General features: G+C 48.5%; 12 protein-coding genes. 7 read left to right on the plus strand and 5 right to left on the minus strand.

All coding sequences use genetic code 11. The features are described 5' to 3' along the window. Positions 1-1,422 (minus strand): argininosuccinate lyase, encoded by a 1,422-nt coding sequence (gene argH / locus AOC06_RS02485; RefSeq protein ID WP_215380958.1) that lies wholly within the window; start codon positions 1,420-1,422, stop codon positions 1-3. A 43-nt stretch (positions 1,423-1,465) separates the two neighbouring features. Here argH and hemC point away from each other — a divergent pair, with 43 nt between their 5' ends. Beyond that, positions 1,466-2,416, plus strand: a complete 951-nt coding sequence (gene hemC / locus AOC06_RS02490) for a hydroxymethylbilane synthase (RefSeq protein ID WP_215380960.1) — start codon at positions 1,466-1,468, stop codon at positions 2,414-2,416. Between the two features lie 16 nt (positions 2,417-2,432). Further along, positions 2,433-3,251, plus strand: a complete 819-nt coding sequence (locus tag AOC06_RS02495; protein WP_215380961.1) for a uroporphyrinogen-III synthase — start codon at positions 2,433-2,435, stop codon at positions 3,249-3,251. Here AOC06_RS02495 and AOC06_RS02500 read toward each other — a convergent pair. From AOC06_RS02500 to AOC06_RS02510, 3 genes are all read right to left on the minus strand, one after another. Beyond that, positions 3,248-3,814 (minus strand): chorismate--pyruvate lyase family protein, encoded by a 567-nt coding sequence (locus AOC06_RS02500; protein WP_215380963.1) that lies wholly within the window; start codon positions 3,812-3,814, stop codon positions 3,248-3,250. The genes AOC06_RS02495 and AOC06_RS02500 overlap by 4 nt on opposite strands. Before the next feature lie 2 nt (positions 3,815-3,816). Further along, positions 3,817-5,316, minus strand: coding sequence for a DEAD/DEAH box helicase (locus AOC06_RS02505; RefSeq protein ID WP_215380965.1), 1,500 nt, complete (start codon positions 5,314-5,316; stop codon positions 3,817-3,819). Between the two features lie 223 nt (positions 5,317-5,539). Beyond that, positions 5,540-6,931, minus strand: a complete 1,392-nt coding sequence (locus AOC06_RS02510; protein WP_215380967.1) for an aldehyde dehydrogenase family protein — start codon at positions 6,929-6,931, stop codon at positions 5,540-5,542. Positions 6,932-6,979: 48 nt separating this feature from the next. Here AOC06_RS02510 and msrA point away from each other — a divergent pair, with 48 nt between their 5' ends. Further along, on the plus strand, positions 6,980-7,552 hold the full coding sequence (msrA, locus tag AOC06_RS02515; protein ID WP_215380969.1) for a peptide-methionine (S)-S-oxide reductase MsrA: 573 nt from the start codon (positions 6,980-6,982) through the stop codon (positions 7,550-7,552). Here msrA and pdxH read toward each other — a convergent pair. Next, positions 7,549-8,184 carry a pyridoxamine 5'-phosphate oxidase gene (gene pdxH, locus AOC06_RS02520; protein WP_215380972.1) on the minus strand — a complete coding sequence of 212 codons (636 nt, stop codon included), beginning with the start codon at positions 8,182-8,184 and terminating at the stop codon, positions 7,549-7,551. The genes msrA and pdxH overlap by 4 nt on opposite strands. A gap of 22 nt (positions 8,185-8,206) precedes the next feature. On the opposite strand from pdxH, the gene AOC06_RS02525 reads away from it, so the two are divergent. From AOC06_RS02525 to AOC06_RS02540, 4 genes are all read left to right on the plus strand, one after another. Beyond that, positions 8,207-8,950 (plus strand): tRNA threonylcarbamoyladenosine dehydratase, encoded by a 744-nt coding sequence (locus AOC06_RS02525; RefSeq protein WP_215380974.1) that lies wholly within the window; start codon positions 8,207-8,209, stop codon positions 8,948-8,950. A gap of 243 nt (positions 8,951-9,193) precedes the next feature. Next, positions 9,194-10,576 carry an amino acid permease gene (locus AOC06_RS02530; RefSeq protein WP_215380977.1) on the plus strand — a complete coding sequence of 461 codons (1,383 nt, stop codon included), beginning with the start codon at positions 9,194-9,196 and terminating at the stop codon, positions 10,574-10,576. Positions 10,577-10,587: 11 nt separating this feature from the next. Beyond that, positions 10,588-11,706, plus strand: coding sequence for an alanine dehydrogenase (gene ald, locus AOC06_RS02535; protein WP_215380980.1), 1,119 nt, complete (start codon positions 10,588-10,590; stop codon positions 11,704-11,706). Between the two features lie 113 nt (positions 11,707-11,819). After that, entirely contained in the window at positions 11,820-12,395 is a 576-nt protein-coding gene (locus tag AOC06_RS02540) for a TMEM165/GDT1 family protein (RefSeq protein ID WP_215380982.1), read from the plus strand. Positions 12,396-12,400: the final 5 nt, after the last annotated feature.

Raw genomic sequence — 12,400 nt, forward strand, 5'->3', positions numbered from 1 at the left:
CTACTTTAGATTACTACGCGCCTGCTTGATTGCGCGCAGTACTTGCTCAGGAGCGGTGCCACCAGCGTGTTGACGGGATTGCACAGAACCTTCAACTGTTAGTAGCGCAAAGACATCGTCACCCAAAAGCTCTGGACGACTATCTAGGCCACAGGCAAAGCGCAACTCAGCCAGACTGAGGTCAGTCAACATGCAATTTCTGCCAACGCAGGCTTTGACTGCATGCGCTACAGCTTCGTGCGCATCACGGAAAGCCAAACCTTTTTTGACTAAGTAATCAGCCAAGTCGGTGGCAGTCGCAAAGCCTTCTTCAGCAGCCGCTTTCATGACCTCTGCCTTCACTTCAATATGGGGAACCATGTCAGCAAAGATGCGCAGAGTATCTTGCACGGTATCCACCGCATCAAATAATGGCTCTTTATCCTCTTGGTTATCTTTGTTGTAAGCCAAGGGCTGGCTCTTCATCAAAGTGAGTAGGGAGATGAGATCGCCGTACACTCGACCAGTCTTGCCGCGCGCTAATTCAGGGACATCAGGATTTTTCTTTTGCGGCATGATCGAGCTACCCGTGCAAAAGCGGTCGGGCAAATCAATGAAGCCAAAGCGTGGACTCAGCCAGAGCACAAGCTCTTCAGATAAGCGAGAGATATGCATCATGAAAATGGATGCAAAGGCACAAAACTCAATTGCGAAGTCTCTGTCTGAAACAGCATCCAGCGAGTTATTGCAAATACCATCAAAGCCTAGAGCGTGCGCTACCTGCTCGCGATCGATTGGATAAGTAGTCCCGGCTAATGCTGCTGCACCTAGGGGTAGGCGGTTCAAACGCGCCCGTAAATCCGCTAGGCGGCCAGCATCACGCGTAAACATCTCGTAATAGGCCATCAAGTGATGACCAAATGTAATGGGTTGTGCTACTTGCAGATGAGTGTGCCCAGGCATGATGGTGCCCGCATGCTGCTCCGCTAAGTTCAAAAACGCAGAACGGAAGAGGGTTAATGAAGCATTAATTTCATCTACGCTGGCCCGCAGCCAGAGACGCAAGTCGGTAGCAACTTGGTCATTGCGTGAGCGACCAGTATGTAAACGTTTGCCAGCATCACCAATCAATTCAGTGAGGCGAGCTTCAATATTGAGATGGACATCTTCTAAAGCAAGCTGCCAATTGAATTGGCCGGCCTCAATCTCTGCTTTGATCTGAGCCATACCCTTTTGGATATCAGCCAGATCTTGGGTGCTAATAATCTTTTGCTTTGCCAACATTTCAGCATGGGCGAGGGAGCCCGCAATATCGACCAAAGCGAAGCGCTGGTCAAAGCCAATCGAGGCGGTATACCGCTGCACCAGTTCGGAGACGGGTTCATTAAAACGGGCCGACCAAGCTTGGGCTTTGTTGGCGAGAGAATTTTTAGTTGAGCTCATAAACACAGTATATTGCTGTAGGTCTTTAATTATTTTAAATGTGATGTCCCAAACCCCTCATTCTTCTTCTCAGCCCAGCCGTTTGGTCATAGCCTCTCGTGAAAGTCGCCTGGCCATGTGGCAGGCAGAATACGTCCGAGATTACCTCAAAAAGCGCTACCCCGACTGTGAAATCACCATTTTGGGCATGACCACCAAGGGCGACCAGATTTTGGACAAGGCGCTCTCCAAGGTTGGCGGTAAAGGTCTTTTTGTCAAAGAGCTGGAAGCCGCTTTAGAAGATGGCCGAGCAGACTTGGCGGTGCACTCCTTAAAAGATATGCCCATGGTGATGCCGCAAGGTTTCGAGCTTGCTTGTGTGATGGCTCGTGAGGATGCGAGAGATGCTTTCGTATCCAATGATTTTGAAGGTTTAGAAGACTTGCCCGAGGGTGCGGTGGTAGGGACGTCCAGTCTGCGCCGTGAATCCATTTTGCGCGCCCGCTTTCCCCATCTGGTGATCGAACCCTTGCGAGGCAATTTAGATACTCGCTTAGGTAAGTTAGATCGAGGCGAGTACCAAGCCATTATTTTGGCGGCGGCCGGTTTAAAACGTCTTGGCCTAGAGCATCGGATTCGGATATATCTACCAGCTGATATCTACACCCCGGCAGCAGGCCAGGGTGCCTTAGGAATTGAGACCCTTGCGAGTCACCCTCAGATCAAGCAATGGTTGGCACCCTTAAGTGATTTACCCACTTTGCTGGCAGTTTCTAGCGAACGGATGGTATCTCGTCAATTGGGCGGGTCTTGTGAGGTGCCCCTTGCAGCACATGCTGTCTTTGAGAATCAGCAAATGCAAATTCGTTCATTTGTAGCGAGCGTTGATGGCAAAACTGTCTGTAGAGCGGTTGTGAATGCACCAGTGCAAACTGTGGCCGAGGCCGAGGCATTGGGCTTAGTAGTAGCTCAAGATCTCATATCTCAAGGTGCGGCCGCTTTATTACCCAAGTAAAACCCTGACAATCAAAGTGAATACAAAAACCATTGTCATCACGAGGCCAGTTGGTCAAGCGCGTCACTTAATAGAGTTGCTGGGGGCAGCCTTATCGAAGCATGTCACTCCTCAGTCACCGCAAATTCTGTCACTGCCTTTATTGACGATTATCCCTAAGACGGATGATCAGCTGAGTAATCAAGTATTCAGTGCCATGCAAGATGCCGACCTTGCGATCTTTGTAAGTCCGAATGCAATTGAATGCACCTTACGATTAATTGAGTGCGCATGGCAAGATTTAGCACAGCAGATTGTTCCTATCGGTGTCATGGGTGGCAGTAGTGCCTTAGCTTTGCGACATCATGGAATTGGCTCAGAGGAGACCCCTACACCGATTCTGATACCTGAGCAAAATGCGCAATGGGATTCAGAGGGGCTATGGCAGGAGTTGCAATCACTTGCTTGGGATTGGTCCAGCAAAAAAGTGGTGATTTTCAAAGGCGAGGGCGGTCGGGATTGGCTAGCTGAAACCCTTGAGGCTGCAGGCGCAACAGTAGAAGCGATATCGGTCTATAGCCGCATACCGCTTGCCATTGATAACCCTGCATGGCTACCGATTCATGAGATGAAATTTGATGAATCACTATGGATCTTCACTTCTTCAGAAGCAGTTCGGTATTTAGGTAATGTGATTGAAGATCAATTTCGGCAAAGCTTGAGCGATGCCAATGCACTTTGCCCTCATGACAATATTGCCGATGCCGCTAGAGCTGCAGGCTTCTCCAAGGTCATGATGTCTGAGCCTGGCGATGAAGCTTTGATTCGAGCGAGTATTGCTTGGCTCGCTAGTTAGCGATCACCTAACAGCGCAGGTAGAAAGACTTCGCAAACTAAGATTGGTTTGCCTTTCAATTGATAGATCGTTCGTCTTGCCCATAATTTTGATGGTAGCGAGGGGTACAGCTTCTGAAAATGTCGCCATAAAGGATCGCTTTTAGATAAATAGGTGATCTCTCGCAAGAATTTGCGTTTGGATGCATTCGGCATCTTGGCAAAGAGAACAGCACCAAGCGGTTTGTTACCTAGGCGTAATATGCTCTGATTGCTACCTTGAGCGCTACTAGTAGGTATGATGCTCCGGGCTATGACTAAAGGGGTCTCCCCCTGGCATAGTAAGACTTCCCGGATACGACAACGTCTTGGACGCAAATGAAAATAGCGACTTTCGTCGCTATTTAAGATTTGACGGCTATCACGCAGAACCCGAACTTCGAGTCTCTGAGCAATATGCTCTTCGATTTTATGAGTTAGTGAGCCAGTGTTACTAAGCCATGCTTGCCATCTGCGAGGCGCAAGATGAACTTCACCAGAATCGACTCGATTCCATTCAGAAAGGAGGCGACGCTGGCGAAGCATTTTTAGCTACCGCTAAAATTCTTACGTTGACCGCCAGACTTTGCTTTGGCAAAGCGGGGACCAGCTGGACGTGAATCGCCAGAGCGTGCAGGACGTGAGTCAGCAAATCGGTTGCCGTTACTTGGACGTGAGTCTGCAGAACGAGAATCCGATTGGCCGCTTGAGCGCGCCTCAGAGCGTGCACCAGAACCATAACGGCCACCACCGCCTGAGCGACCACCGCCGCCACCACCAGGGCGTCCGCGGCCACCACCGCCTCCACCAGGTCGACCGCCGCCGCCACCAAAGCTAGGTTTGGCTTGTGGCTCAAGACCTAAGATGACTGAGGCTGCAATATCTTGCTGTGTAAAACGCTCAATATTACGGATCTTGGCACGATCGCGATGCTCAACCAGGGTAATTGCAACACCGCTACGACCAGCGCGACCAGTACGACCGATACGGTGTGTATAGTCTTCTGGTTTCATTGGCAAGCCAAAGTTAATCACATGGGTGATACGGGGTACATCAATACCGCGAGCTGCTACATCGGTTGCTACCAAAATCTTGGTATGACCTTTGCGCAAAGACTCTAAGCGACGCATCCGCACAGCCTGAGGCATCGCGCCGTGGAGAGCGCTTGCTTCATAGCCATTAGCACGTAAAGTGTCAGCAATTTTTTCACTTTCAATTTGAGTGCTTGCAAACACAACTGCTTGATCTAATGTGGCATCAGCCAAAATATGCTCAAGTAATTTATGTTTATGTGACATGCTGTCAGCCCAATGCAACTTCTGTTCGATATTGGCGTGCTTTTCACCTGCATGAGCAAGTTCAATACGCTGAGCATTTGTGGTCAACTCGTTGGCCAAAGACATAATCTTTGGTGCAAAAGTTGCAGAGAACATCAAAGTTTGGTTGCGACCGGCACAACGTTTATCAATCGCTTCAAGATCATCGGCAAATCCCATATCAAGCATACGATCTGCTTCATCAATGACGAGTTGTTTTACATCATCGAGGCGAATGGCTTTGCTGTCGCACAAGTCGAGCAAACGACCTGGGGTAGCAACAACTAGCAATGCACCTTTTAGGGCCTGAATTTGTTTTCCATAAGGCATACCACCCATTACGGTGGCAATGCGGATTCCTTTGAAGCCGCGCACGAGGTTTACGGCATCAGCAGTAACCTGTTGCGCTAATTCCCGAGTAGGGCAGAGCACCAACACTTTAGGTTGTGCGCGACCTGGTACTGGTGAGCTATTCGGATTACTCTCGATGAGTTGGTTAATCAAAGGCAGTAAAAATGCTGCCGTCTTGCCGCTACCGGTTTGGCTGCTTACTAACAAATCAACGCCGGTCAATGCTGCAGGAATAACCTGAGCTTGAACTGGGGTTGCGTGAGTAAAGCCTAATTCAGCAACGTTCTTGAGAAGTGGTGCCGCGAGGGCAAAAGACTGAAAAGCACTTTCAGCGTGTTTTGAGTCCGTGGACTCGAGTTTCGTTTCTTTAGAAAAAGTCATGCTATTACACATCCCCTTTAAGGGATGTCTCCGTTTGTGCACCCAATGTTTTTTAGGGGGTGCGATGGTCAAGGGCATCGACCATCAGACAAGCGGCAGCGTTGGTATGTTTATGACTTCTAAACGAATCGCTGAAATATAGCTGGGGGGCGATGAATCAAATTGCTTTAAAAAGCCTCCCATTATGGCAGTTTGGGGGCGTTAATACAAGGGTTTCCCCGACTTATTTTATGAAGCGCAGTAAAAGCTCGGTTTTCTTGCCATAGGGAGGGTGCGCCATATTCGTGCCTTTGAACATCTTGATCCCTAAAACACTGTGAACTTCTAAAACCGATTTTTGATGACTCAATGCATCAAAGCCGGTTTTACCTCGATAGGCACCCATGCCACTTGCACCGATACCACCGAAAGGTAGCGTCTCGACTGCAGCGTGTAAGAGTGTGTCGTTGATGGTCACCCCACCAGAGCGCGTTTCATTGATCCAGCGCGTTTGATTTTGACGATCGCGTCCAAACCAATACAGCGCTAAAGGATTGGGTTTGTGGTTGACATAAGCAATTGCACTATTGATATCGTCAATCACGACGAGCGGCAGAATAGGCCCAAAGATTTCTTCCTGCATGACTTGCGCATCTTTGCTGACATTCAGTAATGCGACTGGCATGAAGTTTTCATTTACCACCTCTGTCAATAGTGGGATTGCTTGTGCGCCCCGAGTTACTGCATCCTCTACTAGGAATTTCCAACGTGCTAACTGATTCTCATCGATAGGACCGGTCAGCTGTGTATCTGCGGAGTATTGCTTTTGAGCAGCTTGCTTGAGCTCTGCAACAAATGGATCCAATTGATCTTGTTGCAGCAATACGTAGTCAGGGGCAATACAAGTTTGACCGGCATTCATCAACTTGCCGTAAACAATGCTGGCAGCAGCATCCGCAAGTTTGGCTGATGGATCAATTATTGCTGGGGATTTGCCACCAAGCTCCAGCGTTACTGGCGTGAGGTTCTCTGAAGCAGCGCGCATGACTTTTTTGGCAACCACTTCAGAGCCAGTAAAGAATAAGTGATCAAAAGGGAGTGAAGCAAAGATCTCAGCGACATCGGGGCCGCCGGTGGTGGCACAAAATTCGGTGGGATGAAAATATTCTTGAATGAGCCCTGCCAAGAAGCCCGAAGTGCGTGAGCTGCGTTCTGAAGTTTTAAGCCAAACCCGATTGCCTGCAGCGATAGCCGCGATGGCAGGCAGGAGGGCTAATTGAATCGGGTAATTCCATGGACTCAGAATGCCAACCACACCAATAGACTGACTTTCAATCCAGGCTTGTGATGAACCTAAAAATCCCGGTGTTTCAACTTGGCTTGGTTTCATCCACTCTTTGAGATGCTTGCGGGTATATTTGCAAGCTTGATAGATCATGCCAAATTCAGCTAAACGGGTTTCCATCGGATGCCTGAAGCCAAAGTCCGCTTCAAGGACTTTGCAGATCTTGTCCTCATTAACCGCAATCATCTCTTCAATTTTGCGAATTCGCTCTAAACGAATCTCCAAAGTGGGATTGGGTTCTGCAGCGTAGGCTGTTTTGATTTCTTCGAGCTGGAGGGTAAAGCGATTCATTGGCTATTGAACTCTGCAAGTAATGGAATAAAGCAGTAGGATAAAGCTATGAACAATATTCTGAATCAAAACAGGGTAAAACTAGAGCGGGCAACCTTAGGGGGTGGCTGTTTCTGGTGCCTGGAGGCGGTGTATCAGCAAGTACGAGGTGTAGACCATGTCGTTTCGGGTTACGCGGGAGGGCCTAATCCTAACCCCACCTATGAGGCAGTTTGTTCAGGCACGACCGGTCATGCTGAAATCGTCGATGTCTACTTCGACCCCCAGCAGGTTTCTTTTCGAGATCTCCTGGAAGTCTTCTTTGTGATTCATGACCCAACGACGCTGAACTATCAGGGCAATGATCACGGTACCCAATATCGCTCAGTCATCTTTACCCATGGAGCTGAACAAAATCGTATTGCTGTAGAGATTGTTGCGGAGCTAGAAGAGGCTGCGATCTACTCGGGCCCGGTAGTGACGGAAATCCTTCCTGCCCCAGTGATTTATCCAGCAGAGGACTACCACCAGGACTATTTCAATCAACATCCAGGCCAAGGCTATTGCATGGCAGTAGTCGCGCCTAAATTGGCTAAATTCAGGGCAAAGTTCAAAGCGCTCATAGCGCCCCAATTCTCCTAAGGCGCAAGTCGGCTAATACGCCAAGTCTGCTCTTGTCGTTGATAGCGGATGCGATCATGCAGACGCGAGGACCGACCTTGCCAAAATTCAATTTCAGTGGGACTCAGACGATATCCACCCCAATGATCAGGGCGCGGTGGATTGTCACCATGCTCACTCAAGAATTGCTTTTCAGCCTCTTCTAGAAATTCTCGACTAGGGATTTCGGCGCTTTGTGGCGAGGCCCATGCCCCAATCCGAGACGCAGGAGGCCGAGAGTGAAAGTACTGATCGCTCTCAATAGGAGCGACTTTGCTAACGCTGCCTTTAATTCGAACTTGACGCTCTAATTCATGCCAATGAAACAATAGGGCAGCTTCAGGGCGTCCAGCCAACTCTTTGCCCTTCTGACTATCGTAGTTAGTAAAGAAGGTAAAGCCATCATCGCTCGCTCCCTTTAATAGGACAATACGAACTGAAGGATTTCCAAATTGATCTGCGGTTGCTAGTGCCATGGAATTGGGTTCGGGACAATTGGCTTTGACTGCTTGGTCGAACCACAGTTGAAACAGTTCTAGCGGATTGACGGGAACTTGAGTCTCAGAGAGTTGGCCCAAGGTATGGTTTTTGCGCAGTTCAGCAATGGAGTTCATTTATTCAGTATAAAGAGAAGCTATGGCAGAAGACAACTTAGATGATCGTCGTTTTGGTGGGGTAGCCCGGCTGTATGGGGAAGAGCTGCGCGAACGCTTTCTGAAGGCAACCGTCGTTGTCGCTGGTCTAGGAGGGGTGGGGTCTTGGGCGGCAGAAGCATTAGCTAGAACCGGGATCGGACATTTGGTTCTGGTGGATTTTGATCATATTTCAGAAAGCAATACCAATCGCCAAATTCATGCTTTAGAAGCGAACTATGGCAAGTCCAAAGCGCTCGCGATGTCAGAGCGTATTCTACAAATCAATCCTGAGATTCGGTTAACAATATGCGATGAATTCTTAGAGTCGGATAACTTAGAGCGCTTGATTCCTGCTGATGCTTTTATATTGGATGCAACAGATTCAGTTCCAACCAAAATTGCGTTAGCAGTATGGTCAGTAAAAAATACGCGTGACTTGGTCATGTGTGGTGCTGCTGGTGGCAAGGTAGACCCCACATCAGTACGTTGCAGCGATCTTTCTAAAACCGAGCAAGATGCTTTGTTGGCAAAAGTCAGATTTGGACTCAGAACAGATCACGGATTCTCAAGAGATCTTAAGAAGAAGATGCATATCCGTGCGGTGTATTCTCACGAACCTCGTACCGGTAGTGCCTCGGGAGGTCTAGCATGCTCAGGCTATGGCTCTACTGTAATGGTTACTGCCGCTGTAGGTCTAACGGCAGCTGCAGAAATTCTGAACCTGATTGCTGCTAAAAAAACTTAAAGAGACCGTTTTATCTCAGAAAGCACTAGGGCTTTCCCTGTCAGAAATTACGGATTCTGTTGTCATCCCTAATTAATTTCATGCAAGTTCAGTTTATCCTGATGGGTAATTCATCAATTAAGTGATTCACTCTTAATACTTCTCGTACTTTAGTTATTTTTTACCTCTAGTACTTTCGCAGTCTCCTCCCTAGACTTTGCTCCGTTGGCAAATCGCCAATGACAAATCGAAAGGAGGTCTCTTTTGCAGACTGAACACACTGGCTTAAAGCGCCATCTCAAAGTTCGACACATTCGCTTGATGGCTTTAGGCTCAACGATTGGTGTAGGTTTATTTCTAGGATCAGCCAGCGCAATTCAATTGGCTGGCCCATCTATCCTCTTAGGCTATCTTTTAGCAGGCATTGTTGCGTTTATTGTCCTGCGTACTTTAGGTGAAATGGCGGTTCATCAGCCTGTCGCTGGCTCCTTTGCTGCATATGCCAATACCTATGTTGGTCCAGTTGCAGGCTACATGGTCGGCTGGGGGTATTGGACCTACTGGATTGTGGTGGGCATAGCAGAAGTCACTGCAGTCGGTATTTACATGGGTATCTGGTTTCCCGAAACGCCTCAGTGGATTTGGGCTTTATCTGCCATCTTGATGATGGGTTTGATCAATTTAATTGCCGTCAAAGTATTCGGGGAATTTGAGTTCTGGTTTGCTTTGATCAAAGTTGTTGCGATTGTTGCCATGATTGGCTTGGGTGGCGCCGTGATCTTTTTTGGCTTTACAAATGGCTGGCAACCGATTGGTTTAAGTAATTTGTGGAAGCATGGTGGATTTTTCCCCAATGGCATTTCTGGAATGCTCCTCTCATTACAAATGGTCTTATTTGCCTATGTCGGAATTGAGATGATTGGCCTGTCTGCAGGTGAGGCTGAGAATCCTCAGAAGACTATACCAATGGCAATTGATTCTCTAGCCTGGCGTATCTTGATTTTTTACATGGGTGCGATTCTGGTCATCCTCGCCATCTTTCCCTGGAATCAGATTGGACAGCAAGGCAGTCCCTTCGTGGTGATGTTTGAGCGGATTGGTTTACGTGAGGCAGCTGGCTTAATTAATTTTGTCGTCATTACAGCCGCACTCTCATCTTGCAATGCTGGTCTTTTTAGTGGTGGACGACTTTTATATTCTTTATCGATTAACGGCTATGCCCCCGTATCCTTTTCCCGCTTATCAAAGTATGGGGTTCCTGCAAGAGCCGTTGCTGCGACAGTAGCAGTGTGTCTAACCGGGGTGGTGCTGAATTATTTTGTGCCCGATAAGGCGTTTCACTACATCATGGCTGCGGTGACTTTTGTGGGGCTGATGGTTTGGATTGCGATTTTACTGACGCAAATTCAATTCCGCCGCTCGTTGACTAAAGCTCAGGTTGCCGAACTGTCATATCGCGCTCCGTGGTGGCCGTATTCCTCGTGGTTTGCCTTGGCATTCATTGTCTTGGTTGTGGTGCTCATGGGCTTTCATGAGGATGCCAGGGTTGCTTTAATTTTAGGACCCTGTCTATTAGCGGTCTATCTGGCGATGTTTTATGTCGCTGGCTTACATCGTAAAACGAAGTCGAATTCCATATCTAAATAAAGGAGATTGATGTGATTATTGGCGTACCTCAGGAAGTAAAAAATAATGAGTTTCGGGTTGGCCTAACCCCGGGTAATGTGAGCGGACTCTGTAAGCAAGGTCATTCGGTTTTATTGCAACGGGGAGCTGGAGCGCAAATTGGTTTAACCGATGAGTCTTATCGAATCGCGGGTGCCACCCTAGTCAATAGTGCGGCTGAGGTTTATGGAAAATCAGAAATGATTGTCAAAGTAAAAGAGCCGCAGGCGCAAGAGTGTGCAATGTTGCGAGAAGATCAAATTCTGTTTACGTATTTGCACTTAGCGCCAGATCCCAAGCAAACCCAGGCCTTAATTGATTCTGGCGCCACTTGCATTGCTTATGAGACGGTGACATCGCGTTGTGGCGCATTGCCACTGCTGGCTCCCATGAGTGAAGTTGCAGGGCGGATGTCCATTCAGGCAGCGGCCTCTCATCTCGAGAAAACGAACGGTGGTCTGGGAGTCTTGATGGCAGGTGTTCCGGGCGTATCAGCTGCAAAGGTCGTGATCTTGGGTGCTGGCGTTGTCGGCCGCAATGCTTTGCAGATGGCAGTCGGCCTGGGTGCTAATGTGAGTATTTTTGATCGAGATCTTGAGCGCCTAAGGCAAATCGATGCACTCTTTGGTAACAGAGTCAAAACACTGTACTCAGACTCACTATTGGTAGCTCAAGAAGTGCATGAGGCAGATGCGGTGATTGGCGCAGTCTTACTTCCGGGCGCTGCCGCTCCTAAACTCGTTAACCGTGACATGATTCGGAAAATGAAGGCAGGTGCAGTTGTAGTCGATGTGGCGATTGATCAGGGAGGCTGCTTTGAAACTTCCAAACCAACGACGCACGCTGACCCTACTTATGAGATTGATGGCGTTATTCATTACTGTGTGGCCAATATGCCAGGTGCAGTCGCAAGAACCTCTACCTTTGCACTCACCAACGCCACCTATCCTTTTGTTGAAGCTCTTGCCAAACGGGGAGTGATTGAAGCTCTGAGGAAAGATCAGTATCTACGCAATGGTTTAAGTGTGCATCGCGGAGTGCTGACTTCAGAGCCAGTGGCTGCAGCTCAAAAGCTCGACTTTGTGCCAGCTGAGGAGTTAATAGCAGCCTAAGCCTTGCTTTGCACACAGTGGGTGTGGTGCTGATCAGGTCGCCACCCACTGTCATTAAAGCGTTTGATGACTTCCTATATGATGGGCGCTTATCTCAAAAGGCGTTCAATCGGATGGATTTTTCTGTACTCTCGCTTTCTGCTGGTGTTGTTGCTTTAGCGGAAATGGGTGATAAAACGCAACTGCTATCACTCATGTTGGCGGTTCGTTATCCCAAACAGGCCTGGTCTATCATTGGCGGCATCTTGCTAGCCACTCTGGTGAATCATGCTGGAGCCGCTTTTTTAGGCCAGATCTTGGCAGGCTTTGTAAGTCCTGAGATCTTACGGTGGATTTTGGGTGTCAGTTTTATTGTGATTGGCGCTTGGCTATTGGTGCCTGATAAGCTGGGGGATGAGGGTCAATCTAAAAAGGTGCATGGCGCTGTAGCCGTCTTCTTGCTGACAATGACGCTTTTCTTCTTGGCTGAGATGGGAGATAAGACCCAAATTGCCACGATCGCACTCGGTGCTCGCTATAACGACGTGCTTTCAGTCACCGCAGGAACCACCTTGGGCATGATGTTGGCTAATGCTCCGGCAGTGTGGATTGGGCAGAAATTTACCCAACGCGTCCCCTTAAAGTGGGTTCATGCGATTGCCGCAGTTGTTTTTATCGCCATAGGCCTCATTACCTTGATTTGGTCATAAGCTAG

This window comes from Polynucleobacter paludilacus (assembly GCF_018687595.1).
Taxonomy (GTDB): Bacteria; Pseudomonadota; Gammaproteobacteria; order Burkholderiales; family Burkholderiaceae; genus Polynucleobacter; species Polynucleobacter paludilacus.

Bases quoted from the DNA above. Each gene is read 5' to 3' on its own strand.
- pdxH (WP_215380972.1), bottom strand. From the start codon at position 8,184: ATGAACTCCATTGCTGAACTGCGCAAAAACCATACCTTGGGCCAACTC.
- AOC06_RS02505 (WP_215380965.1), bottom strand. From the start codon at position 5,316: ATGACTTTTTCTAAAGAAACGAAACTCGAGTCCACGGACTCAAAACAC.
- msrA (WP_215380969.1), top strand. From the start codon at position 6,980: ATGAACAATATTCTGAATCAAAACAGGGTAAAACTAGAGCGGGCAACC.
- hemC (WP_215380960.1), top strand. From the start codon at position 1,466: ATGTCCCAAACCCCTCATTCTTCTTCTCAGCCCAGCCGTTTGGTCATA.
- AOC06_RS02500 (WP_215380963.1), bottom strand. From the start codon at position 3,814: ATGCTTCGCCAGCGTCGCCTCCTTTCTGAATGGAATCGAGTCGATTCT.
- AOC06_RS02540 (WP_215380982.1), top strand. From the start codon at position 11,820: ATGGATTTTTCTGTACTCTCGCTTTCTGCTGGTGTTGTTGCTTTAGCG.
- AOC06_RS02525 (WP_215380974.1), top strand. From the start codon at position 8,207: ATGGCAGAAGACAACTTAGATGATCGTCGTTTTGGTGGGGTAGCCCGG.
- argH (WP_215380958.1), bottom strand. From the start codon at position 1,422: ATGAGCTCAACTAAAAATTCTCTCGCCAACAAAGCCCAAGCTTGGTCG.
- AOC06_RS02510 (WP_215380967.1), bottom strand. From the start codon at position 6,931: ATGAATCGCTTTACCCTCCAGCTCGAAGAAATCAAAACAGCCTACGCT.